Source organism: Erwinia pyrifoliae DSM 12163 (assembly GCF_000026985.1).
GTDB classification, from domain to species: Bacteria; Pseudomonadota; Gammaproteobacteria; order Enterobacterales; family Enterobacteriaceae; genus Erwinia; species Erwinia pyrifoliae.
The window spans coordinates 2,978,257-3,000,461 of the sequence record NC_017390.1 but is presented as its reverse complement, the minus strand read 5'-3'; the positions used below and the strand labels follow the sequence as shown (position 1 = coordinate 3,000,461).

Sequence of the window (22,205 nt, the reverse complement as noted above, 5' to 3'; positions counted from 1 at the left end):
AATACCCTTCCCGGCGGGCGTGCTATCACGCATTCCAACGCAATAATTCTCCCTTCATTTCACCACCACAGGATGCTAGTATTTGGCAATCAAGACGCTTAGACGTCTGTAGTTGCTGGGCTTCGTGCTGCGGGTGCGAACGCTTCAGCCTGGGTTTAAGGGAATGGCATGACGCAAAGCGAACAGTTAGATCAATTGGTTGCCGCCTGTCACTGGATTGGTGAGCGCGGCTGGGCCCCGGCGACCGGCGGCAATATGTCGCTGCGCCAGGATGAGCACACCTGCCTGCTGAGCGCGTCCGGCAAGGACAAAGGCAGCCTGACGCGTGATGACTTTATTCAGGTGGAGATTGCCGGTAACCGCGTGCCGTCAGGGCGCACACCCTCGGCGGAAACCGGACTGCATACCCTGATTTACCGCCTGTTTCCTGACGCCGGGGCGGTGCTGCATACCCATACGGTCAACTCTACCGTGCTGTCGCGGGTGGAGCAGGGCGCGGCGCTGGTGCTCCGGGGTTACGAAATGCAGAAGACGCTGGCCGGGCAACACTCGCACCTCGACGGCGTATCGATAGCCCTGTTCGATAACGACCAGGATATCGACGCGCTGGCACGGCGTATTGAACAGTTTGCCGCCGCGCGGCCATTGCGCTACGGTTTCCTGCTGCGCGGCCACGGGCTGACCTGCTGGGGTAAAGACGTTAATGAAGCGCGTCGCCATCTTGAAGGGCTGGAGTTTCTGTTCCAGTGTGAATTACAACGCCGCTTACTGGAGAAACCATGATCCGCGCTATCGTCACCGATATTGAAGGCACCACCAGCGATATTCGCTTTGTGCATAACGTGCTGTTCCCTTACGCCCGCGAAAATTTGCCGTCATTTATCAGCGGTAACCAGCAGCAGCCGGCGGTGGTGCAGGTGCTCGACCAGCTGCGCGCGGAGGTTGCGCGCCCACAGGCTACGGTGCAGGAGCTTATCGACGTGCTGTTTGGCTTTATGGCTGAGGATCGTAAGTCCACCGCGCTGAAGGCGTTACAAGGGATGGTCTGGCGTGACGGCTATCTCAACGGCAGTTTTACCGGCCATCTTTATCCGGATGTGCTACCCGCCCTGAAGCGCTGGCAGCAGCAGGGGCTGGCGCTGTATATCTATTCCTCCGGTTCGGTGGCGGCGCAGAAATTACTGTTTGGCTACAGCGATGCCGGTGATATCACCGGGCTGTTCAGCGGCTATTTTGATACCCATGTGGGTGCCAAACGCGAAGTGGATGCTTATCACAATATCGCCAGCCAGATTGGCCTGCCCGCAGAGCAGCTGCTGTTTTTGTCCGATATCCATCAGGAGCTGGACGCCGCACGGGATGCGGGCTGGCATACCGTGCAGTTAATACGCGGCGCGGCGGATAACGCAAGCCGCCATCGTCAGGTCACCGATTTTGATCGGATTAACCAGGAGCTGTTGAACTCATGAGTGCACTGACTATTTTTACCGATAGTGAAGCGACCACCCCGGTATGGTACAGCATGGATGCGGCTGAAATGGCTGAAAAGCTGCGCAGCAAAGGGGTGCGCTTTGAACGCTGGCATGCCGACCGCGACCTGGGGGATAACCCTGACTCAGAGACGGTAATCGATGCCTATCAGCATGCTATTGACCGGTTGGTGGCGGAGAAAGGCTACCAAAGCTGGGACGTGATCAGCATGCGTGCCGACAACCCGCAGAAGGAGGCGTTGCGCAGCAAGTTTCTCTCTGAACATACTCACGGAGAAGATGAAGTGCGCTTCTTTGTCGAAGGGGCGGGGCTGTTCTGCCTGCATCTTGACGGGCATATTTTCCAGGTGCTGTGTGAAAAAAATGACCTGATCTCGGTTCCGGCAGGGACTCCACACTGGTTTGATATGGGATCCTCACCGCACTTTACTGCCATCCGCATCTTCGACAATCAGGAAGGCTGGATCGCTAAATTTACCGGCGATCCGATTGCGGACGGCTATCCGCGCCTGCCTTAAACGGGACAATACGCGGGGCAACCGTGATATATGCACGGTTGCCCCGGTTTGTTACCCTTGACGATGCGGTGAAAATTCACCCGCCCGAACCTGCTCCGGCGTTACCACGCCGCTATCCAGCACCCAGCCGCTAATCAGCGAGGCGGGAGTGACATCAAATGCCGGGTTGTATACCGCCGCGTTTTCAGGCACCCAGTGCACGGTGCCAAAACTGCCGCTGACGCCGGTCACTTCGCTGGCTGCCCGCTGCTCAATGGGGATGGCGTCACCGTTCGGGCAGGCGCGATCCAGCGTGGTATGCGGGGCGGCAACATAGAATGGAATATTGTGATAATCAGCCAGCACCGCCAGGCTGTAGGTGCCAATTTTATTCGCCACGTCGCCATTCGCCGCGATCCGATCCGCGCCCACCCAGACTGCATCCACCTCCCCGCGCGCCATCAGGCTGGCGGCCATCGAATCGCAGATCAGGCGGTAGGGGATGCCCAGTTCGCCCAACTCCCAGGCCGTCAGGCGGCCACCCTGCAACAGCGGGCGGGTTTCATCCACCCAGACGCTGGCAACGTTGCCCTGCTGCCAGCCGCGTGCAATCACGCCCAGTGCCGTGCCAACGCCCGCGGTGGCGAGCCCTCCGGTGTTGCAATGGGTCAGCAGACGGCTGCCGGGGGGGATCAGTGCGCTACCGGCGATGGCGATGCGCTCACACAGCGCTTTATCTTCGTCGATCAGGCGCAGCGCCTCTGTACTCATTGCGTTGATAAAGTCGTTTTGCGCCAGCGCCTGCTTCATGCGGTCTAGGTTGTTCATCAGGTTAACTGCCGTCGGGCGTGCGGCGCGTAGTACCTCCAGCGCTTCGGCCAGTGCGGCTTTAGCCATGCCGTTTTCCGCCAGCAGTGCCAGCAGCAGGCTGGCAGACAGGCCGATCAGCGGCGCACCGCGCACGCGCAGCGCCTTGATGTGGCCAACCAGTTGATTGACATCTGCCGTCGGGCGCCAGATTTTCTGCTGCGGCAGCGCCTGCTGATCGAGGATCCAGAGCTGGTTGTCACGTATCTTCAGGCTGGTGGTGCTGAGTGTTTGCATCGATTAAATCCTGGTTGATTTACTGCGGGTTATTGTGCCAACATGGCTGGCGGATGTATAGACGTCTGAACGGCTTATTATAACGAATCATCGCTTATTTTTGAGGGACAGGTTATGGCGCAATACCGTACGTTTGCCGCAGCTGATGCCGTGGAATATGCTCGCCAGTTTGGCGGCGTGGATAATCCCAACAGTCTGGTCGACGCGCTGGAAGTGGGCGATGGTAATCTGAATCTGGTATTCAGGGTTTTCGATACGGCGGGCGTAAGCCGGGTGATCGTCAAGCAGGCGCTGCCCTGGGTGCGCTGCGTGGGGGAATCCTGGCCGCTGACCCTCGATCGCGCCCGGCTGGAGGCCGAAGTGCTGATTGAGCATGGCAAATTCTGCCCGCAGCATACGGTCAACATTCTGCATTACGATCCGCTGCTGGCGGTGACGGTGATGGAAGATCTCTCCGATCATGCTATCTGGCGCACTGAGTTGGTAAAAGGCGTCGACTGGCCGCAGGCGGCACGGCAGCTGGGAGATTATCTGGCGCAGACGCTGTTCCATACTTCTGATTTCTTCCAGCATCCCCGTCAGAAAAAAGCGGACGTTATTCGCTTTACTAACCCGGAGCTGTGCGACATTACCGAAGAGCTGTTCTTTAATGAACCTTATGAAGTCCATGCGCGTAATGGCTATCCGCGTGCGCTGGAGCCGCTGGCGGAAGCGCTGCGTGAAGACCGCGAGCTGCGGGTGGCGGTTGCCGGATTAAAACACCGTTTTTTCAGCAATGCCGAAGCGCTGCTGCACGGCGATGTGCACAGCGGCTCCATTTTTGTTGCTGAAGGTAAGCTCAAGGTGATCGACGCCGAATTTGGTTTCTACGGCCCGATGGGCTTTGATATCGGCAGCGCGCTGGGTAATTTGCTGATTAGCTACTGCGCCGCGCCGGGGCTTCTGCCTCCGCGTGAGGCGGCCGATGCGCGTGAAAAACGCCTGAACGACGTACGCCAGCTGTGGCAGAGCTTTGCTGAAGGTTTTCTCGCGCTGGCAGCCGGGAAGAGCCGCGACAGAGCGCTGGCCGTACCGGGCTATGCCAGCACTTTCCTGGTTAAGATATGGCGCGATACCATCGGCTACAGCGGCACCGAGCTGATTCGTCGCACCGTGGGCATGTCGCAGGTGGCGGATATCAAAGGCATTAAAGATGAGGCGATGCGCGTTGAGTGCGTGCGCCAGGCGATAACGCTGGGCCGCAGTCTGATCCTGCTGGCTGACCACGTTGCGGATGTCGAAGCGCTGATTGCGCGTATTCGCCAGAACGGCTAAGGAAAGTGCGGGGGGACAATGTCCCCCTCGCGGTTATGCTGCGGCAATCTTCGGTGCTGCCCGCGCCTCTTTCTCCGGCCGGACGGCCAGCGCATCCGGCGCAAACTCATCGACGTTGATTGAACGCAGGCGGCTGGCTTCAGCACGGATCAGGATATCGGCCTCTTCCGGCGTGATCCACTGCGCCTGCAATCCTTCTGCGGCTAACGCATCAAGGCGGGTAAACGGCAGATGCTTTTTCTGCTGTTGACACAGGCGGTCGTGGATAGCTTCTGCCGCTATCACATCCTGTAATGCCGCTTCCAGCTGCCCTGCCGGGTTATTCTCGCCCGGCGTCAGATACTGGCCGCGCCCCAGGCGGGTACGGGTAGCCGATGGGACTTGCAGGATCTGCGCCAGCTGGTGATCGAGGCGATCGGAGGGTGCAGGACAGTGCAGCCCGGTGGGGAAAATCAGCACGCGCATCAACCCGGCCAGCAGGCGGTGGGGGAAGTTGCGTAGCAAATCGTCCATTGCCGTTTCTGCCTGATGCATGGCGTCCTGTATGCCCCAGTGCAGCAGCGGCAGATCCGCCTCATTGCGCCCCTCATCCTCATAGCGTTTGAGCGCTGCCGATGCCAGATAGAGCTGGCTAAGCACATCGCCCAGTCGGGCTGAAATGCGCTCACGCCGTTTCAGGCTGCCGCCCAGGATCGTCATCGACATATCCGAGATCAGCGCAAGGTTGGCGCTGATGCGGTTCAGGTGCTGATAGTAGCGGCGTGTGGCATCACGGGTTGGCGTGGCGCTGGTACGCCCGCCGGTTAATCCCAGCCACAGGCTGCGCATCTTGTTGCAGCCGACATGGCCGATATGGCTGAACAGGGCTTTATCAAACGCCGCCACGTCATTATTCTGTGCGGCCGCCATCTCATCCAGCACATACGGATGGCAGCGGATCGCCCCCTGGCCGAAGATGATCATGCTGCGGGTGAGAATATTGGCTCCCTCCACGGTAATAGCAATCGGTGCACCCTGATAGGCGCGGGCGAGGAAATTGCTGTTACCCAGCATAATGCCTTTGCCGCCGGCGATATCCATCGCATCGATAATTGCCCGCTGGCCGCGATGGGTGCAGTGGTATTTCACGATGGCTGACAGGACGGCGGGTTTTTCGCCCAGCATGATGCCGCTGGTAATCAGCGATGCGGCGGCATCCATCACGTAGGCGTTGCCGGCAATGCGTGCCAGCGGTTCCTCAATTCCCTCCATTTTGCCAATGGATACGTGGAACTGACGGCGGATATGGGCGTAAGCACCCGTTGCCAGAGCAATACTTTTCAAACTGCCGGTGGAGTTAGACGGCAGGGTGATGCCACGCCCCACCGACAGGCACTCGACCAGCATGCGCCAGCCCTGGCCGGCCATCGTCGGGCCACCAATAATAAAGTCGAGCGGTACAAAAATATCTTTACCCCGGGTGGGGCCGTTCTGGAACGGTACGTTGAGCGGGAAGTGGCGTTTGCCAATCTCAACACCAGGGGTTTGCGTGGGGATCAGCGCACAGGTAATACCCAGCTCTTCCTCTTCCCCTAACAAGTGTTGTGGATCGGAAAGTTTAAACGCCAGGCCGAGCACCGTGGCTATCGGGGCCAGGGTGATATAGCGCTTGTTCCAGCTCAGACGCATGCCGAGAACCTGTTCCCCTTGCCATTCTCCCATGCATACCACGCCGGTATCCGGGATGGCACCGGCATCGGAACCCGCTTCCGGGCTGGTCAACGCAAAGCAGGGGATCTCTTCGCCGCGTGCCAGGCGTGGCAGATAGCGATCCTTCTGTTCCTCCGTGCCGTAATGCTGTAACAGTTCCCCCGGCCCCAGGGAGTTAGGTACGCCGACGGTGATCGCCAGAATGCCGGAAACGCCCGCCAGCTTTTGCAGCACCTGAGCCTGGGCATAAGCGGAGAACTCCAGCCCGCCGTACTGCTTCTTGATAATCATCGCGAAGAAGCGCTGCTGTTTCAGGTACGCCCACAGTTCGGGCGGCAGATCCGCCATTTCGTGAGTTATCTGAAAATCATTCGCCATGCGGCAGGCTTCTTCCACCGGACCATCGATAAATGCCTGTTCTTCCGTGGTCAGGCGCGGCTGTGGGTAGTTATGCAGCTTTTCCCAGTCCGGCTTACCGCGAAACAGATCCCCTTCCCACCAGGTGGTTCCGGCATCAATGGCTTCTTTTTCAGTGCGCGACATTGGCGGCATCACTTTCTGGAAGGCTGCCAGCGCCGGTTTTGCCAGCAGCGGGCGGCGTATTGCAGGCCGATTCAGCGCCAGCAGCATAGCGGCCAGCGGTAGCAGCAGCCATAACGTCCACAGCCCGGCAAAGCCGAGAGCAGCGGCCCACACCAGCAGAATTGCGCTGGAAGCCTGAAGGTTGATGTGGTGATAAAACAGGACGCCGAGCGCGATCATCGTCGCCATAATGCTGAGAACCATCATAACCTGTGCTCCGTAAGTAGTAAGTGGTCTGACCTGTTAACTACAGGTTTAGATGACCCTCTCGCTGGCCGCAATCTGTTTAGATAATAATTACTACCTGGCTCACAAAGCGGTGAGATCCCCGCCTCCGTCAGGCTTATTACTTTCCGCCTCTGCGGCAACTTGATAGACTCTGGCGAGAATTTTTCCCTAAGAGGACATCCCCCTATGTATCAGGACATTATCCGTAGCGAACTGAACGAAGCGGCAGATACGCTGAATAAATTTCTCAGTGATGAGGCAAATATCGCGGCCATTCAGCGCGCGGCGGTGTTACTGGCTGATTCATTCAAAGCGGGTGGCAAAGTCCTCTCCTGTGGCAATGGCGGTTCTCATTGTGATGCGATGCACTTCGCAGAAGAACTGACCGGCCGTTACCGTGAAAACCGTCCCGGCTACCCGGCGATTGCCATCTCTGATGTCAGCCATCTCTCCTGCGTCAGTAATGATTTTGGCTATGACTATGTTTTCTCGCGCTATGTCGAAGCGGTGGGTAAAGCCGGAGATGTTCTGCTGGGGCTGTCAACTTCGGGTAACTCAGCGAACATCATCAAGGCGGTTGAAGCCGCGCGCGCTCAGGGCATGAAGGTTATCACCCTGACCGGTAAAGACGGCGGGAAAATGGACGGCCTGGCGGACGTGGAAATTCGCGTGCCGCACTTCGGCTATGCCGACCGTATTCAGGAAATTCACATTAAAGTGATCCATATCCTGATGCTGCTGATTGAAAAAGAGATGGTAAAATAATCTTTATTATCGCTGACGATTATCGGTGGGTGAGTTTCCTGATAAAGCTCATCCGTCGGCTGTACGCCTGTTGTAAAGGGCGTTTAAATCTGCCCCCTGCAAATTTATTGTCAACCGCTGCGCCGACTGAGGTAAGCTGGTGGATATGACCCCGGTTGCCGCTTTATGTCACGCGAAATTAACCGTAAAATTCCGTTCTCAAACGCTATTGCCGTATTGGTTATGAGGTATCCCTATGTGCGAACTGCTCGGGATGAGCGCCAATGTCCCGACGGACATCTGTTTTAGCTTTACCGGGCTGGTACAGCGCGGTGGCGCAACCGGTCCGCATAAAGATGGCTGGGGCATTACCTTTTATGAAGGGAAAGGCTGCCGCACGTTCAAAGATCCACAGCCCAGTTTCCAGTCGCCCATTGCCCGCCTGGTACAGGACTACCCCATCAAATCGCGCTCGGTGGTGGCACATATCCGCCAGGCTAACCGTGGCGAAGTGTCGCTGGAGAATACTCATCCGTTTACCCGGGAGCTGTGGGGCCGCAACTGGACCTATGCGCATAACGGTCAGCTGCGAGGCTATAAAAACCTTGATACCGGCCCGTACCGTCCGGTGGGGGAAACCGACAGCGAGCAGGCATTTTGTTGGCTGTTGCATCAGCTGACCACGCGTTATCCGCGCACGCCGGGCAACTGGCCGGCGGTGTTCCGCTATATTGCCGAGCTGGCGCAGCAGATGCGGGAAAAAGGGGTATTCAATATGCTGTTGTCAGACGGCCGTTATTTGATGGCTTTCTGTTCAACCAATCTGTTCTGGATAACCCGGCGTGCGCCATTCGGTAAAGCCAAGCTGCTGGATCAGGACGTGGAAATTGATTTTCAGCAGCAGACCACGCCGAACGACGTGGTTACCGTGGTGGCCACACAGCCGCTGACGGCGAATGAAACCTGGCACAAGATTGCGCCAGGCGAATGGGCGCTATTTTACCTGGGAGAGCGCGAGGGCTGATGCCGGAGCGGCTGAGCTGTTAAGCGGGCGGCTCAGGACGTACTTACCGGCACTGACGGCAACGGCAGGGGGTTGCTTAGTCTGCACAAATTGCGCGTAGCCAGGCTGTAGCTGCTTCCAGAAGTTAATATAGGTCGAGTAGCGGTGGCGCTGCATGTTGCTCTCGGTCATACGGAACGGATAGATACTCACCTCGATTCGCGGTTGCCCATTGCGCAGCGCGGCTTCCACATGGTGATATATTTCGTCCATATAAGCATCTGTCATGGCATAGCAGCCGATTGACACGCAGCTGCCGTGGATCATCAGGTATTTACCCTGATAGCCCTGCTGGCGATCGTACTCATTGGGAAAACCAACGTTAATCGCACGGTAGAAACGACTGTCAGGCTTCAGCTGCGACAAACTCACGCTGTAAAACCCTTCCGGGCTTTTGAAATCACCCTGTACGCGTTTCGGGCCGAGCCCCCCGGAAAACTTGCAGATGGGGTAACTGTTGAGTAAACGGTATTCATTGCCAATTTTGCCGTACAGCTCCAGCGTACGCTCTTCCTTAAAGATTTGCAGATACACGGGAACACCGATTAATTGTTTTCTTAGTTCTTTGCTTACCGGTGCCAGAGGCGTAACCGCATCGGGTACGCTGGCGAAGACAACGGCTGGCAGGAAAATCATCGCAATCAGCAGTGCGATTTTGCCCATTCTGTTTCTCTTGAAAGTAGGAGGGAAAAGCAGCGCCGAAAAGCGCCTGTTAAATACAATATCGGAAGATTCCTCTATTACCGCGTCACATTAGCACTGTCTGTTTTTTTATCAAGATCGTCAGGCATAAAAATCGGATTATGCCGCTTACTCTCGCCATTGTTGAACTCTGTTAAGTTGCCTGTATACTTATCCAGTGCTGTTGGAGGGGATATGCGCAAAATCATTCATGTGGATATGGACTGCTTTTTTGCTGCGGTAGAAATGCGTGATAATCCCAGCCTGCGCGACATTCCCATCGCCATTGGCGGCAGTGAGATGCAGCGCGGGGTGATCAGTACCGCCAACTATCCGGCACGCGAATATGGCGTACGCAGCGCGATGTCGACGGCGATGGCGCTGAAACTCTGCCCTCATTTGACGGTGATCCGTGGCCGCTATGACGCTTATAAAGAAGCCAGTACGCAAATTCGCGATATCTTCTCCCGCTATACCACATTGATTGAGCCGTTGTCGCTGGATGAAGCCTATCTCGACGTGACCGACAGTCCACACTGCCAGGGTTCTGCCACGCTGATTGCACGTCAGATCCGCGACACCATCAGCCGGGAGCTGAACCTGACGGCTTCCGCCGGGGTGGCACCGATTAAATTTTTGGCAAAAATTGCCTCGGATATCAATAAGCCCAACGGTCAGTTTGTGATTACCCCGGAGGAGGTGCCCGACTTCCTGCAGCGGCTGCCGCTGGCGAAAATTCCCGGCGTGGGAAAGGTCACCGCGCGCAAGCTTGAGGAACTGGGGCTGAATACCTGTGCCGACGTGCAGAAAGCCGATCTGGCGATGTTATTAAAACGCTTTGGCAAGTTTGGCCGCGTGCTGTGGGAGCGTTGCAACGGCATTGACGATCGCGAGGTGATCGTCGAGCGGGAGCGCAAGTCTCTCGGCGTGGAGCGCACGCTGTCACAGGATATTCACAGCTGGGAAGCCTGTCTGGAAATTATTGACCTGCTGTACGACGAGCTGGATCGGCGGTTAAGCAAAATTAAGCCGGACAGGCTGATTGCTCGCCAGGGGGTCAAGCTGAAGTTCACCGATTTTCAGCAGACCACACAGGAGCATGCCTGGCCGGAGCTGAACAAAGCGGATTTGATTGAGGTAGCGCGCAAAAGCTGGGATGAGCGGCGGGCAGGGCGCGGAGTCAGGCTGGTAGGGCTGCACGTCACGCTGCTGGACCCACAGCTGGAACGGCAGCTGCTGTTGGGCATATAGGGGCGAATCGGACTTTTCCGGTTCGCCCGCGTTGATTTACTTAACCGGAATTGCCTTCAGCAGCGCGGTCAGCAATTGCCAGTACAGGCCCACGCTGGCAATGTGTACCTGCTCATCCGGCGAGTGCGCCCCGGTGATGGTCGGGCCGATAGAAACCATATCCATCTCTGGATAAGGTTCCCTGAACAGCCCGCACTCCAGACCGGCATGGATCACCTGGATGCTCGGGGTTTTGTGGAACAGCTGTTCATAGGTTTCACGCACCAGCGCCATCACCGGCGAACTGCCGTCTGGCTGCCAGCCCGGATAGCTGCCCCTGGCGAGAGTCTGCGCGCCAGCCAGCTGGCTAAGTGCGGTGAGCATGTCGACCACGTAATGCTTACCGCTGTCGATCAGCGAGCGGATCAGGCAGTTAATTTTCGCCTCGTCACCGTCAATCTTCACCACGCCGACGTTAAGCGAGGTTTCCACCACGCCTTTCATCACGTCAGAATGGCGGATCACCCCGTTTGGCATGCTGTTCAGCAGCGCAATGAAAGCATCACGGCTGGTGGCATCCAGCGCCTGTGGCGCATGGGCGATATCTTCTACTACCAGCGCAATATTTTTCTCAATAAGACCCAGCTCGTGTTGCAGCGTCAGCAGATAGCCAGCCGCCACAGACTTCAGCTTGTCAAGGTGCTGCGAGGAAACGGCCAGCGCCACATAAGCTTCACGGGGGATGGCATTGCGCAGCGTACCGCCGTTAAAGTCAATCAGGCGCAGATCCAGCTGTTGCGCGTGGGAAAACAGAAAACGCGCCAGCAGCTTGTTGGCATTGCCCAGACCAAGATGAATATCACAGCCTGAGTGGCCGCCTTTCAAACCTTTCAGGGTCAGTTTAACCGTCTGGTAATCAGACGGAACCGCTTGGTGAGTCAGCACCTGGGTGCTGGTGAAGTCAACGCCCCCCGCACAGCCCATATAGATCTCACCTTCCTCTTCCGAATCGGTATTGATCAGAATATCCGCCTGCAACCAGCCGGGCTGTAGACCGAATGCACCGGTCATGCCGGTCTCTTCGGTCATGGTGAGCAGCACTTCCAGCGGGCCATGTTGCAGGCTGTTATCTGCCAGCACCGCCAGTGCTGAAGCCATACCAATACCGTTATCTGCGCCCAGCGTGGTACCGCGTGCCTTAACCCATTCACCATCAACCCAGGGTTGTATGGGGTCTTGCGTAAAGTCGTGTACCGTGTCGTTATTTTTCTGCGGCACCATATCCAGATGCGCCTGTAACGCCACCGGTTTAAGGTTTTCATAACCTTGCGTTGCCGGTTTACGGATCAGGATGTTGCCCACCTGGTCACGCTCGTTCCAGAAACCCTGTTCCGAAGCCCAGGCGGTAATATGAGCCGCCAGCTGTTCTTCATGGTATGAAGGATGGGGGATGGAGCAAATCGTGGCAAAAGTATCCCACAACGGCTGCGGGGATAACTGAGACAATTCAGACACGTTAACTCTCCTGTGTCGGCATCACCAACCTGTCTGTAAGGCAGGGGCGTGCATGGATAGCGGTTAGAAAATTCACGCCAGCAACTCTGGCGCGGTAGCAAAAGAATATCATTGATTGTTAGTGCATGCTCCTGTCGCCTGAGGAAAAAATCCCCCCGGGGTGCAGCGGGCTGGTTTTTAGCGCCTCAGATCACTATAATTTCGCGCAACCGCTGCCACTGCACATTTTTTGAGCCAATTTTCTTGGTCGGGATTTTTTTATGAGTGAAAAATACGTCGTCACCTGGGACATGCTGCAAATTCATGCCCGTAAACTGGCCGGGCGCTTACTGCCTGCTGAACGGTGGAAGGGCATTATTGCCGTCAGTCGCGGTGGTCTGGTGCCGGCTGCGTTACTGGCGCGCGAGCTGTGCATCCGTCATGTGGACACCGTTTGTATCTCCAGCTACGACCATGATAACCAACGTGAAATGAGCGTACTGAAACGTGCAGAAGGGGACGGCGAAGGCTTTATCGTGATTGACGATCTGGTGGATACCGGCGGCACTGCACAGGCCATCCGCGATATGTACCCGAAAGCGCATTTTGTCACCATCTTTGCCAAACCTGCTGGCCGCCCACTGGTAGATGATTACGTCATTGATATTCCGCAAAATACCTGGATCGAACAGCCGTGGGATATGGGGATCGCCTATCTTCCACCGCTGGTTAAAAGCTGATTGATGTCGATCAAAACGCGCCCGGTTATGCCGGGCGCGTCTGTTTTACCCTTCGCGTGAATTCGCTGGCTACGATAGACTCAATGTCCGATCGCCTGCCGGAGAACCTCCCTGTTATGTCGCCAAAAAATCTCAGCGAAGAGCTGTTCAAACCGCGTTTTAAACATCCGGAAACGTCATCGCTGGTGCGTCGTGGCCATCCTCTTCCGTTCTCAATTCATTCTGCGCTGGGCGGTGAGATCCCTGTCGGCTGGTATCGCACGATCGATCGGCTGCTATGGGCCTGGCGTGGCCTGTCGCCGCAGGAGATCATTGAGGTGCTGGCGCGTATTGCGGCGAGTAACAGCGAGCGTACTGACGAGCGGTTGCTGGATACGGTGATGGGTTACCGTGGCGGTAACTGGATTTATGAGTGGTCAAAACAGGCTGCCCGATGGCAACAGAAAGCCGGCCAGTGCGCCGATGACCAGCAGGCTGGCCACTGTTGGCTGCAAGCCGCTAACCTTTTTAGCGTGGCGATTTATCCGCACCTGAAAGAGGATAGGTTAGCCGGGCAGGCGCAATTGCTGGCCAGCCGCGCCTACCAGCAGAGCACTGTGCTTTTGCCCGGTGAATTGAAAGAGCTGGAGTTTGCCATTGCTGACGGCAGCCCGGTAAACGGCTTCCTGCATATGCCCCCTGAGGCACAGCCTCCTTTTCCCACGGTGCTGATGTGCGGCAGCCTCGATTCGCTGCAAAGCGATCATTACCGGCTGTTCCATGACTACCTCGCGCCACGCGGTATCGCTTTGCTGACCCTGGATATGCCGTCGGTGGGTTTTTCCGCCAAATGGAAACTGACGCAGGATACCAGCTACCTGCACCAGCAGGTGCTGCGCCAGCTGGAAAACGTTGCCTGGATTGATCACACCCGCGTAGCGGCCTTTGGATTTCGCTTTGGCGCTAACGTGGCGGTAAGACTTGCCTGTCTTGAAACTCAGCGGTTGCGTGCGGTGGCCTGCATCAGCCCGTGGGTACATCGTCTGTTGACGGACAGGCATCTCCAGGACAGCGTGCCGGATATGTCTATGGATATGCTGGCCAGCAGGCTGGGGATGTCCGGTACTTCTGACAGCACATTGCGTGCCGAACTGTGCCGCTTTTCGCTGAAAATGCAGGGGCTGCTGGGCCGTCGCTTATCTACCCCGATGCTGTCAGCTTACTGGGCAGATGACCCTCTCAGCGCGGAAGAGGAATCGCGGCTGATCGTGAACTCTTCCGGTGCCGGCCGGCTGTTAAAAATCACCCCGTCCCCGGCGGTAACGAATTTTGATAAGGCTTTACGCGATATTTGTGACTGGCTATTTGCCAATTTATCGCGATGAGTTGCTAAAACCCACATTTTTGCTACAACTTAAGGCTCAACCAAGGGGGTTAAACGATGACGTTACCGAGTGGACATCCTAAGAGTCGAATAATTAAGCGCTTTCACTCTTTAGGTCCTTATATCCGTGAAAGTAAATGCGAAGGCGATCGTTTCTTCTTCGACTGTCTGGCCGTTTGCGTCAATGTGAAACCGCAACCGGAGCTGCGTGAATTCTGGGGATGGTGGATGGAGCTGGAAGCCCGGGCTGACCATTTTACCTACGAGTACCACTTTGGCCTGTTCGATAAACAAGGTAACTGGAAGCCGACAGCAGTAAAGGGCAAGGATAACAATGCCCGTCTCGAAGAGACATTACGCAACTTCCATGAGCGTTTAAAAGCGCTGCTGGCGGAGATGGATCTGGAACTGATCCCGGCGACGGATTTTGCTGACCAGCCGGTGAAGCTCACCGCCTGACCGGATTAAACAAACAAGGCTGATTAAACCAGCCTTGTTTGTTTTCCGAGCGACAGGCCAGATAATCAACGCTCAGCACGGCAGAAACCGGGTGAGCGCATCAGGTTAATCAGAACTGATACATCAGACCGACAGCGACGATATCGTCAGTATTCAGGTTCAGCTTATTGTTTTTGCTTAGCAGGTTAACTTTGTAGTCGACGAAGGCAGACATGTTTTTGTTGAAGTAGTAAGTGGCGGCGATATCAACAAATTTGCTCAGATCGGCATCGCCAATGCCGTTTTCAATGTCTTTAGCCTTGGTCTGCACATAAGCCAGCGACGGACGCAGCCCGGAATCAAATTGATACTGGGCAACCAGTTCGGTATTCTGCAGTTTGTTAACGTAACCGGAAACGGCGGTTGCCGTGGTATTACCGGCAAAGGTATAAGAAGCGCCGCTTAACGGGTTAGTGTTACGCGTTTCAGCATAAGTTCCCGCCAGATAGACTCCCTTGTTGTCATATTTTAAGCCCGTTGCCCAGGCTTCCGCCTTATCACCTGAACCGTAAGCGGCCATTTTCTGGCTGGTGGTGGAGCTGGCACCGTTGGCATTCAAACGGTTGGATGAAGACATCGCGCCGTTAATGGTCAGACCTTCGACGATTTGATAAGACAGTGACGCGCCGTAGCCCTCACCGTTAGACACGTTGGTGGCACGGGCGCCCGAACCTTCGTTTTTACCCTGGTACTGCAGTGCAATCTTCAACCCGTCGACCAGACCAAAAAAATCGCTGTTACGCCAGGTCAGCATGCTGTTACCACGGGTGAGCATGTAGGTATCAGTGCGTGTATAACCGGTTGCGCCAAATTCCGGCATCATATCGGTGAAGGCTTCGACGTCGTATATCACGCCATAGTTGCGGCCGTAGTCAATCGAACCATAATCCTTCAGCTTCAGGCCGGCAAAGCCCAGACGGGTTTTGTTACCTGACTGCGCGTCGCTGCTGCCTTCTGAATTGCTCAGGCTGAAGTGATATTCCCACTGACCATAGCCGGTCAGCAGGTCGTTGATCTGGGTCTGCCCTTTGAAGCCGATACGGGTATAGGATTTATCAGCATTATTGCCGGCGTTGCTATCCGCATCGCTTAGGTAGCGCATCGCTTTGATTTTGCCGTAGAAGTCCAGTTTATTGCCGTCTTTATTGTAAATTTCTGCGGCTTGTGCAGCGGTGGTTAAGGTCAAAGCGGCGGTCAGGATTGTCAGTGTGCGTTTTATCATCATGTTATTATCAAACCCAAAAGAAAAAAAATAAATTGCCGCCATAGTTAGGATATCGATCATGCAGACCGAGCTATTTTGGCTATTGTTGGCCGTCAGGCTCCTGTCAAGACACCGACTTTTTACCTCTTATCTATTAAATATTTATTACAGTTTTAAATGTTTGCTGTTAATCGCCCACGCCTGGAACGGCAAAGGGAATGGCTTTTTCACCCTTTTCCCCTGCTGGCTGTTGGCTTCAGGCACAACAACTGCTAAAACGTTTCTTTGTACTCTTTTTTACGAAATGGCAGGAAATAATGAGCAGCAGCCAGACCCTGGTGGTGAAACTGGGGACCAGCGTTTTGACCGGCGGTTCACGTCGGCTTAATCGGGCGCATATCGTCGAGCTGGTGCGGCAGTGCGCCCAGCAGCACGCGGCAGGGCACCGGATTGTGATCGTCACTTCGGGCGCGATGGCGGCCGGGCGAGAGCATCTGGGTTACCCGGAACTGCCGCCGACCATTGCTTCCAAGCAGCTGCTGGCTGCGGTGGGGCAGAGCCGTCTGATCCAACTGTGGGAACAACTGTTCTCTATCTACGGTATCCATATCGGCCAGATGCTGCTGACGCGTGCCGATCTGGAAGATCGTGAGCGCTTTCTCAACGCCCGCGATACGCTGCGCGCGCTGCTCGATAACCATATTGTCCCGGTGATTAATGAGAATGATGCGGTCGCCACCGCCGAGATTAAGGTGGGCGATAACGATAACCTGTCGGCGCTGGCCGCTATTCTCGCCGGAGCCGATAAGCTGCTGCTGCTGACCGATCAGCAGGGGCTGTTCACCGCCGATCCGCGCGATAATCCGCAGGCAGAACTGATCCGTGACGTCAGGGGCATTGACGACAATCTGCGTGCGCTGGCCGGGGATAGCGTTTCCGGTCTTGGCACCGGAGGTATGACGACCAAGTTGCAGGCGGCGGATATTGCCTGCCGTGCCGGCATCGATACTATTATTGCGGCGGGTGGCCGTGCGGGCGTGATTGGCGATGTGATCGCTTCCAATCCGGTGGGAACCTGCTTCCATGCGCTGGAAACCCCGCTGGAAAACCGTAAACGCTGGATCTTCGGCGCGCCTCCTGCCGGTGAACTGGTGGTGGACGACGGAGCGCTGTCGGCGATCCTTGAACGCGGCAGTTCGCTGTTGCCAAAAGGCATCCGTGAAATCAGCGGTAACTTCTCGCGTGGTGAAGTGATCCGCATCCGCAACCTGCTGGGGCGCGATGTGGCTCACGGCGTATCGCGCTATAACAGCGATGCTATGCGCATGATCGCCGGGCATCATTCCCAGCAGATCGGCGAAATTCTGGGTTATGAATATGGTCCGGTGGCTGTTCATCGCGACGATATGATTGTCAGCTAAGGAACGTGGATGCTAGAACAAATGGGCCAGGCCGCGAAGGCCGCCTCTTATCAGCTGTCGGTGCTCTCCACCGCAGAAAAAAACCAGCTATTGATGACGATTGCCGATCGTCTTGAAGCGCAGAGCGCAGAGATCCTTGCCGCCAACCAGCAGGATCTTGCCGACGCGCGGCAAAACGGCATGAGCGCGGCGCTACTGGATCGTCTGATGCTCGATCGGCAACGCCTGAAAGGGATCGCCGACGACGTACGTCAGGTGTGCCGCCTGCCAGACCCGGTCGGGGTGGTGATTGACGGCGGTAAGCTTGATAGCGGACTGCGCATTGAACGCCGCCGCGTGCCGCTCGGTGTGGTCGGGGTGATTTATGAAGCGCGCCCGAACGTCACCGTGGATGTCGCCAGCCTGTGCCTGAAAACCGGTAATGCGGTGATCCTGCGCGGTGGCAAAGAGACTTATCGCACCAATGCCTCCACCGTGCGCGTCATTCAGGATGCGTTGAAACAACATGGTGTGCCGGCTGCAGCGGTACAGGCGATTGAAAGCCCGGATCGCGAGTTGGTCAATCAGCTACTGAAACTCGATCGTTATGTCGATATGCTGATCCCACGCGGTGGTGCCGGACTGCACAAGCTGTGCCGTGAACAGTCGACCATTCCGGTGATCACCGGCGGTATCGGCGTTTGCCATATCTACGTCGATCGCAGTATCGAGCAGGAAGCGGCGCTCAAGGTGATCGTTAATGCCAAGAAGCAGCGGCCGAGCGCCTGTAACTCGGTAGAAACCCTGCTGATTGATGCGGCGATAGCCGACAGCTTCCTGCCAGCGCTCAGTGCGCGCATGGCGCAGGAGGGGATTAGCCTGCACGCCGATGCGCGTTCGCTGCCGCTGTTGCAGCAGGGCACGGCTTGCGTCAGTGCGGTGACCGATGCCCAGTTCCGCGACGAATGGCTGGCGCTGGATCTGAACGTGAAGCTGGTGGATGACCTCACTGAAGCGATTGCGCATATCCGCGAATACGGTACTCAACATTCCGATGCCATTCTGACGCGCACCATTAAGCATGCGGAGCGCTTCGTCAATGAAGTGGATTCTTCAGCGGTTTACGTGAATGCCAGCACCCGTTTTACCGACGGCGGGCAGTTTGGTTTAGGCGCAGAAGTGGCGGTCAGTACGCAGAAACTGCACGCTCGTGGCCCGATGGGGCTGGAAGCGCTGACCACCTATAAGTGGGTGGCGTTCGGCGACGATACCGTGCGCGTTTAACTGATATCAGGGGGGGATATGGTGACGCTTTCCCCGCTTCTGCCGTTCGCCGGCATCACGCTTGGTATGGTACTGACCCCCGGACCCAACATGATCTATCTGATCTCGCGCTCCATAAGTCAGGGGCGTAGGGCCGGATATATCTCGCTATCCGGCGTGGCGTTAGGCTTTATGTTTTATATGCTCTGCGCTGCGCTGCGCTGCGCTGGGCATTACCGCGCTGCTGATGGCGGTACCAATGGCTTACGACGTGCTGCGTTTCGCTGGCGTGATTTATCTGCTGTGGATGGCGTGGCAGGCGATATGTGGTGGAAAATCCGCGTTTCAGCTGCGCGACCTGCCGCCGGACAGCGCTGGCAAGCTGTTCAGCATGGGGCTGTTTACCAATCTGCTCAACCCAAAAGCTGCCGTTATCTATCTGACCCTGCTGCCGCAGTTTATCCACCCGGCGCAGGGGCATGTGCTGGGGCAGTCGCTGGCACTCGGTTTCAGTCAAATCGTTATCAGTATGCTGATCAACGGGGGGATTATCTTCACCGCCAGAGGTATCGCCAGCTTTCTTGCCAGTCGGCTCGGCTGGCAGAAGGCTCAACGCTGGCTGATGGGCGCGGTGCTGGCCGGACTGGCGTTGAAAATGCGGGTAGATAATCGCTAGTGAGCGGTTTTGTTCAGACATCAGCCCAGGGATTGAGCAAGGGGATATCCATATGGGTGAAATCTGCGATGTTTCGGGTAACTACCGTCATGCCGTTGATAAAAGCGGTGGCGGCAATCAGTGAATCGTTAAGTGAACGTTTGTCCGGCACATGCAGCCGGGCACAATGACGGGCAACCTGTCTGTCGACAGACAGGATCCGTCCCTGATATTCACTGAGGACGTATTCTTCAAACCACTGACGCAGGATTTTTCCCTGACGACTGTCGCTTTTTTCCTTCAACAATATTCCGCGCTCTATTTCCAGTACGCTGATGGCAGAGATAAAGGTATCGCTAACGCTAACTGATTCTGCCCAGTCGATGACCTGCTGCGCGCATCGCCCACTTTTTACCTTGCGTAGTTCAGCAAGGACATTGGTATCAAGTAAATAGAGCATCAGAAATCCACATCCCTGACAATAATATCCTCGCGGGGAAGCTCAAAATCGACATCCCCGGCTGCGGGCATATAAAGCGCATCGGCCAGGCTTACCGAGGCACCAGACAGCTTTTGATACTGTGCAAACGTCATTAAAACGTGAGACGGCCTGCCGCGCACCGTGATATATACCGGCGCAGTTTCTGCGGCTTTTTTTGCACCAGAAACGTCCTGATTAAACAGGCGGCTGGTATAGGTTTTTGTCGTCATATCGCGCTCCTGAGCCAAATGTAGATATGTTACTACATTTTAATTTAGCACAATATTTGAGCACGGTGAAGCAGCAGTAGAATGAATATTGGTTCGATTCGAATCGGTGGCGCGGCATCAGGGTTTTCTTCTTTTCAGGCCGGTGGCGGCGGGTTTTGTTTCTCCGGACGACGCCAAAGCCAAACCAATACTGCCGCCATGCAGCCGATAGATACGACCACGCTGGGCGTATGCGACACGCAAATGGCCATCACCAGCGCGGTCAGGCTCATGGCCAGCGTGGCAGCCCATTTCGCCCGGCGCGGCAAAATACCCTGCTGCCAGTTGGCCAGCAGCGGGCCAAACAGCCTGTGACGCATAATCCAGCGGTGCAAAGACGGTGAGCTACGCGAAGCGAACCAGGCCGCCAACAGCACAAACTCGGTGCAGGGCAAGCCCGGCAGAATGAAGCCCGCAACGGCCAGCGCCAGGCTTAACACGGCCAACAATTGATATAAATAGCGCAACGCTTTTTTCCTGTTGCGCTTTTGCGCGGTGGCGGGGAGCAGTATGTTGCGGCGTTCGGTCATATTTACCCCATCCTGCAGCAGCGGTGTTTTTGTTATCTTAGCCTTTGAGCGGCCGCTTGCAAAACTCACGACGGCTGATTATCTTACACGCAATAAGGTAATGGTGTTGCACCTTTCCCAACCGCCCTGATTTTTTGGGCTGATAACGCCCGATCACGCTGACTCTTTCAACCGGGGTTGGTGGTTCAGGCGATAGTTTGATTACCTGCTGGCACCTGCCCCGCTACCCGCAGAGGATTTTATGTTGAAACAGTTATTAGCCGTGATGGCAGGCGGCTGTGCTGGCTGCGTCGTGCGCTGGTTGCTCGCCGTGCGCCTCAACGCCTGGTTTCCAAATTTGCCGCCCGGCACGCTGCTGGTTAATCTGGTCGGTGGATTTATTATTGGTGCTGCGGTGGCGTTGTTTGCCCGTTATCCGGGGATGGATCAGACCTGGAAACTGCTGATAACCACCGGTTTATGCGGGGGGATGACCACCTTTTCCACGTTCTCGCTGGAGGTGGTGACGCTGATCCAGGCTGGTAGTTACCTCTGGGCAATCATCTCTGTTATTACCCACGTCGCAGGTTCACTGTTAATGACGATGGGTGGCTTCTGGCTTATGTCACTGCTTCTCTGAGCCGGGTGCAGCGGCTTTGCCCAGCGATAATGTGCTGGCGCTGGCGGCATCGAAGAGTGACAAACTCTCGATTTGCTTAAGCATGATCACTTTACGAAACGCCATGGCAGATGTGGGTTCCGATACCAGGGTTATGCCATGTTCGGCGTACCAGCGACTGTAGTTATGTTCAATACTTAAATTCTGCGTGTGACTGTCGCGGCAGCCACTTAACATCGGGATAATTACCACATTAGCAGTATTGATGTTTTCGTAAGAAGCAGCATGAACCATCCCGATATAGACATGGCGCGATTCCAGCGTGATCAACACCAGTTGCCCTTGCTCCATGCACTGAAACAGCAGAGCTTCAACGCCGTTGGTTCGGGAGAGTTTTTTATACAGTTTTTTCCTGCCGTTGCTGTCGAGGCGTGCGCTCCCCGACCAGCTGGTGCGATAGATGCAAAAAGCAATCGCCAGGATCAGCATTACCACGACCGGTGCCTGAATACCTAAAAAGCTCCAGTTCATAAACGCAATTTGCCACTGGTAGTGCTGGCCGTCAGCCCGTTGCGCAATAGCGTTAAATATCGAGGATGCGCCCAGCAGCAGCAGCCAGATAATACCCGTGGCGAAAACGCCCTGTAAAACGAAAATACAGCCGTACAGCGCGACAAGAAAATACGTATCCCAGCCAAAGGAACGTTTTATTTTAAATCGGGTGGAAAGGTCGCGGCTGGTATACCAATAACCACAAACCATCAAAACCATAAATATTGCCGTACCCAAGTCATGCTCTCCTTAGCGTGGCGATATGGCGGGCAAAATCTTCCCTGACTTCCGGGCTGTGAATGTTGACGCTGGCGCTGCCATCTTCATCAATCAGGATACGTTCACCATCCTCAATTGACTCGGCTATCGCCCGCTTGCTCATCACCTGTAGCAATGATTCGGGACTGGAAAACAGGGTGAGAAAAAAACGAAACATAGCAACTCCTTTATGGCCTTTAGCCAAGCCTGGCAGCAAAAAAGCAATCCTGCTACCCGAAAGGGACCAGTGCGAAGCCTGAAGTGCGCTTTCAGCACAG

23 protein-coding genes, 1 pseudogene and 1 riboswitch are annotated in these 22,205 nt (G+C 55.9%); of the genes and pseudogenes, 14 read left to right on the top strand and 10 right to left on the bottom strand.

The features are described from left to right. Nucleotides 1-168 precede the first annotated feature (168 nt). Genes EPYR_RS13700 through EPYR_RS13690 form a run of 3 tightly spaced genes read left to right on the top strand, consistent with a single transcriptional unit; the run spans nucleotide 169 to nucleotide 2,008 of the window. Complete coding sequence (locus tag EPYR_RS13700) at nucleotides 169-783, top strand: methylthioribulose 1-phosphate dehydratase (RefSeq protein WP_012668980.1); 615 nt, start codon at nucleotides 169-171, stop codon at nucleotides 781-783. After that, complete coding sequence (gene mtnC / locus EPYR_RS13695) at nucleotides 780-1,469, top strand: acireductone synthase (protein ID WP_012668979.1); 690 nt, start codon at nucleotides 780-782, stop codon at nucleotides 1,467-1,469. Before EPYR_RS13700 ends, mtnC begins: the two co-directional genes overlap by 4 nt. Further along, on the top strand, nucleotides 1,466-2,008 hold the full coding sequence (locus EPYR_RS13690) for a 1,2-dihydroxy-3-keto-5-methylthiopentene dioxygenase (RefSeq protein ID WP_012668978.1): 543 nt from the start codon (nucleotides 1,466-1,468) through the stop codon (nucleotides 2,006-2,008). The genes mtnC and EPYR_RS13690 overlap by 4 nt, the downstream gene beginning before the upstream one ends. A 51-nt stretch (nucleotides 2,009-2,059) precedes the next feature. On the opposite strand, the gene mtnA is transcribed toward EPYR_RS13690, so the two are convergent. Then, nucleotides 2,060-3,091 carry an S-methyl-5-thioribose-1-phosphate isomerase gene (gene mtnA / locus EPYR_RS13685; RefSeq protein ID WP_012668977.1) on the bottom strand — a complete coding sequence of 344 codons (1,032 nt, stop codon included), beginning with the start codon at nucleotides 3,089-3,091 and terminating at the stop codon, nucleotides 2,060-2,062. A 114-nt stretch (nucleotides 3,092-3,205) separates the two neighbouring features. On the opposite strand from mtnA, the gene mtnK reads away from it, so the two are divergent. Beyond that, complete coding sequence (gene mtnK / locus EPYR_RS13680; RefSeq protein WP_012668976.1) at nucleotides 3,206-4,405, top strand: S-methyl-5-thioribose kinase; 1,200 nt, start codon at nucleotides 3,206-3,208, stop codon at nucleotides 4,403-4,405. Between the two features lie 33 nt (nucleotides 4,406-4,438). Here the strand turns inward: mtnK and fadE are convergent, their stop codons facing one another. Continuing rightward, nucleotides 4,439-6,883 carry an acyl-CoA dehydrogenase FadE gene (gene fadE, locus EPYR_RS13675; protein ID WP_012668975.1) on the bottom strand — a complete coding sequence of 815 codons (2,445 nt, stop codon included), beginning with the start codon at nucleotides 6,881-6,883 and terminating at the stop codon, nucleotides 4,439-4,441. Between the two features lie 207 nt (nucleotides 6,884-7,090). Between fadE and lpcA the strand changes: the two genes are divergently transcribed. Both lpcA and EPYR_RS13665 read left to right on the top strand, forming a co-directional pair. Continuing rightward, entirely contained in the window at nucleotides 7,091-7,669 is a 579-nt protein-coding gene (gene lpcA, locus EPYR_RS13670) for a D-sedoheptulose 7-phosphate isomerase (RefSeq protein ID WP_012668974.1), read from the top strand. A 235-nt stretch (nucleotides 7,670-7,904) separates the two neighbouring features. Further along, nucleotides 7,905-8,672, top strand: a complete 768-nt coding sequence (locus EPYR_RS13665) for a class II glutamine amidotransferase (RefSeq protein WP_012668973.1) — start codon at nucleotides 7,905-7,907, stop codon at nucleotides 8,670-8,672. Here the strand turns inward: EPYR_RS13665 and dpaA are convergent. Next, nucleotides 8,643-9,374 carry a peptidoglycan meso-diaminopimelic acid protein amidase gene (gene dpaA / locus EPYR_RS13660; RefSeq protein WP_012668972.1) on the bottom strand — a complete coding sequence of 244 codons (732 nt, stop codon included), beginning with the start codon at nucleotides 9,372-9,374 and terminating at the stop codon, nucleotides 8,643-8,645. The two genes, EPYR_RS13665 and dpaA, sit on opposite strands and share 30 nt — an antisense overlap. 213 nt (nucleotides 9,375-9,587) lie before the next feature. Here dpaA and dinB point away from each other — a divergent pair, with 213 nt between their 5' ends. Then, entirely contained in the window at nucleotides 9,588-10,643 is a 1,056-nt protein-coding gene (gene dinB / locus EPYR_RS13655) for a DNA polymerase IV (protein WP_012668971.1), read from the top strand. Nucleotides 10,644-10,679: 36 nt separating this feature from the next. Here dinB and pepD read toward each other — a convergent pair whose 3' ends face one another. Continuing rightward, nucleotides 10,680-12,137 (bottom strand): beta-Ala-His dipeptidase, encoded by a 1,458-nt coding sequence (gene pepD / locus EPYR_RS13650; RefSeq protein WP_012668970.1) that lies wholly within the window; start codon nucleotides 12,135-12,137, stop codon nucleotides 10,680-10,682. Between the two features lie 260 nt (nucleotides 12,138-12,397). On the opposite strand from pepD, the gene gpt reads away from it, so the two are divergent. The 3 genes from gpt to crl all read left to right on the top strand — a co-directional run bounded on the left by gpt (nucleotide 12,398) and on the right by crl (nucleotide 14,678). After that, the gene (gene gpt, locus EPYR_RS13645; RefSeq protein WP_012668969.1) at nucleotides 12,398-12,856 is read left to right on the top strand and encodes a xanthine phosphoribosyltransferase; all 459 of its coding nucleotides are present in this window, start codon (nucleotides 12,398-12,400) and stop codon (nucleotides 12,854-12,856) included. 116 nt (nucleotides 12,857-12,972) lie between these two features. Further along, nucleotides 12,973-14,220, top strand: coding sequence for an esterase FrsA (gene frsA, locus EPYR_RS13640; protein WP_012668968.1), 1,248 nt, complete (start codon nucleotides 12,973-12,975; stop codon nucleotides 14,218-14,220). 56 nt (nucleotides 14,221-14,276) lie between these two features. Continuing rightward, a complete protein-coding gene (gene crl, locus EPYR_RS13635) occupies nucleotides 14,277-14,678 on the top strand; it encodes a sigma factor-binding protein Crl (protein ID WP_012668967.1) in 402 nt (133 codons plus the stop codon). Between the two features lie 109 nt (nucleotides 14,679-14,787). Here crl and EPYR_RS13630 read toward each other — a convergent pair whose 3' ends face one another. Beyond that, nucleotides 14,788-15,942, bottom strand: a complete 1,155-nt coding sequence (locus EPYR_RS13630; RefSeq protein WP_041474135.1) for a porin — start codon at nucleotides 15,940-15,942, stop codon at nucleotides 14,788-14,790. Nucleotides 15,943-16,238: 296 nt separating this feature from the next. Here EPYR_RS13630 and proB point away from each other — a divergent pair, with 296 nt between their 5' ends. The 3 genes and pseudogenes from proB to EPYR_RS13615 all read left to right on the top strand — a co-directional run bounded on the left by proB (nucleotide 16,239) and on the right by EPYR_RS13615 (nucleotide 19,260). After that, entirely contained in the window at nucleotides 16,239-17,342 is a 1,104-nt protein-coding gene (gene proB / locus EPYR_RS13625) for a glutamate 5-kinase (RefSeq protein ID WP_012668965.1), read from the top strand. A 9-nt stretch (nucleotides 17,343-17,351) separates the two neighbouring features. After that, nucleotides 17,352-18,605 (top strand): glutamate-5-semialdehyde dehydrogenase, encoded by a 1,254-nt coding sequence (gene proA, locus EPYR_RS13620; RefSeq protein ID WP_012668964.1) that lies wholly within the window; start codon nucleotides 17,352-17,354, stop codon nucleotides 18,603-18,605. Between the two features lie 18 nt (nucleotides 18,606-18,623). Further along, a pseudogene (locus tag EPYR_RS13615) lies at nucleotides 18,624-19,260 on the top strand (LysE family translocator). 13 nt (nucleotides 19,261-19,273) lie between these two features. On the opposite strand, the gene EPYR_RS13610 reads toward EPYR_RS13615, so the two are convergent. The 3 genes from EPYR_RS13610 to EPYR_RS13600 form a co-directional block, all read right to left on the bottom strand. Further along, nucleotides 19,274-19,699, bottom strand: a complete 426-nt coding sequence (locus tag EPYR_RS13610) for a type II toxin-antitoxin system VapC family toxin (RefSeq protein WP_012668962.1) — start codon at nucleotides 19,697-19,699, stop codon at nucleotides 19,274-19,276. Next, nucleotides 19,699-19,950 carry a type II toxin-antitoxin system prevent-host-death family antitoxin gene (locus tag EPYR_RS13605; RefSeq protein WP_012668961.1) on the bottom strand — a complete coding sequence of 84 codons (252 nt, stop codon included), beginning with the start codon at nucleotides 19,948-19,950 and terminating at the stop codon, nucleotides 19,699-19,701. Before EPYR_RS13605 ends, EPYR_RS13610 begins: the two co-directional genes overlap by 1 nt. Before the next feature lie 134 nt (nucleotides 19,951-20,084). Continuing rightward, nucleotides 20,085-20,519 carry a YbaN family protein gene (locus tag EPYR_RS13600; RefSeq protein ID WP_012668960.1) on the bottom strand — a complete coding sequence of 145 codons (435 nt, stop codon included), beginning with the start codon at nucleotides 20,517-20,519 and terminating at the stop codon, nucleotides 20,085-20,087. Between the two features lie 87 nt (nucleotides 20,520-20,606). Continuing rightward, nucleotides 20,607-20,676, top strand: a riboswitch (Fluoride riboswitch). Nucleotides 20,677-20,760: 84 nt separating this feature from the next. Between EPYR_RS13600 and crcB the strand changes: the two genes are divergently transcribed. Continuing rightward, complete coding sequence (crcB, locus tag EPYR_RS13595; RefSeq protein ID WP_012668959.1) at nucleotides 20,761-21,138, top strand: fluoride efflux transporter CrcB; 378 nt, start codon at nucleotides 20,761-20,763, stop codon at nucleotides 21,136-21,138. Here crcB and EPYR_RS13590 read toward each other — a convergent pair. Continuing rightward, on the bottom strand, nucleotides 21,124-21,906 hold the full coding sequence (locus tag EPYR_RS13590; protein ID WP_012668958.1) for a hypothetical protein: 783 nt from the start codon (nucleotides 21,904-21,906) through the stop codon (nucleotides 21,124-21,126). The genes crcB and EPYR_RS13590 overlap by 15 nt on opposite strands. A gap of 1 nt (nucleotide 21,907) precedes the next feature. Further along, nucleotides 21,908-22,105, bottom strand: coding sequence for a hypothetical protein (locus tag EPYR_RS13585; RefSeq protein WP_012668957.1), 198 nt, complete (start codon nucleotides 22,103-22,105; stop codon nucleotides 21,908-21,910). Between the last annotated feature and the right edge of the window lie 100 nt (nucleotides 22,106-22,205).

Bases quoted from the DNA above. Each gene is read 5' to 3' on its own strand.
- EPYR_RS13700 (WP_012668980.1), top strand. From the start codon at position 169: ATGACGCAAAGCGAACAGTTAGATCAATTGGTTGCCGCCTGTCACTGG.
- mtnC (WP_012668979.1), top strand. From the start codon at position 780: ATGATCCGCGCTATCGTCACCGATATTGAAGGCACCACCAGCGATATT.
- EPYR_RS13690 (WP_012668978.1), top strand. From the start codon at position 1,466: ATGAGTGCACTGACTATTTTTACCGATAGTGAAGCGACCACCCCGGTA.
- mtnA (WP_012668977.1), bottom strand. From the start codon at position 3,091: ATGCAAACACTCAGCACCACCAGCCTGAAGATACGTGACAACCAGCTC.
- mtnK (WP_012668976.1), top strand. From the start codon at position 3,206: ATGGCGCAATACCGTACGTTTGCCGCAGCTGATGCCGTGGAATATGCT.
- fadE (WP_012668975.1), bottom strand. From the start codon at position 6,883: ATGATGGTTCTCAGCATTATGGCGACGATGATCGCGCTCGGCGTCCTG.
- lpcA (WP_012668974.1), top strand. From the start codon at position 7,091: ATGTATCAGGACATTATCCGTAGCGAACTGAACGAAGCGGCAGATACG.
- EPYR_RS13665 (WP_012668973.1), top strand. From the start codon at position 7,905: ATGTGCGAACTGCTCGGGATGAGCGCCAATGTCCCGACGGACATCTGT.
- dpaA (WP_012668972.1), bottom strand. From the start codon at position 9,374: ATGGGCAAAATCGCACTGCTGATTGCGATGATTTTCCTGCCAGCCGTT.
- dinB (WP_012668971.1), top strand. From the start codon at position 9,588: ATGCGCAAAATCATTCATGTGGATATGGACTGCTTTTTTGCTGCGGTA.
- gpt (WP_012668969.1), top strand. From the start codon at position 12,398: ATGAGTGAAAAATACGTCGTCACCTGGGACATGCTGCAAATTCATGCC.
- frsA (WP_012668968.1), top strand. From the start codon at position 12,973: ATGTCGCCAAAAAATCTCAGCGAAGAGCTGTTCAAACCGCGTTTTAAA.
- crl (WP_012668967.1), top strand. From the start codon at position 14,277: ATGACGTTACCGAGTGGACATCCTAAGAGTCGAATAATTAAGCGCTTT.
- EPYR_RS13630 (WP_041474135.1), bottom strand. From the start codon at position 15,942: ATGATGATAAAACGCACACTGACAATCCTGACCGCCGCTTTGACCTTA.
- proB (WP_012668965.1), top strand. From the start codon at position 16,239: ATGAGCAGCAGCCAGACCCTGGTGGTGAAACTGGGGACCAGCGTTTTG.
- proA (WP_012668964.1), top strand. From the start codon at position 17,352: ATGCTAGAACAAATGGGCCAGGCCGCGAAGGCCGCCTCTTATCAGCTG.
- EPYR_RS13610 (WP_012668962.1), bottom strand. From the start codon at position 19,699: ATGCTCTATTTACTTGATACCAATGTCCTTGCTGAACTACGCAAGGTA.
- EPYR_RS13605 (WP_012668961.1), bottom strand. From the start codon at position 19,950: ATGACGACAAAAACCTATACCAGCCGCCTGTTTAATCAGGACGTTTCT.
- EPYR_RS13600 (WP_012668960.1), bottom strand. From the start codon at position 20,519: ATGACCGAACGCCGCAACATACTGCTCCCCGCCACCGCGCAAAAGCGC.
- crcB (WP_012668959.1), top strand. From the start codon at position 20,761: ATGTTGAAACAGTTATTAGCCGTGATGGCAGGCGGCTGTGCTGGCTGC.
- EPYR_RS13585 (WP_012668957.1), bottom strand. From the start codon at position 22,105: ATGTTTCGTTTTTTTCTCACCCTGTTTTCCAGTCCCGAATCATTGCTA.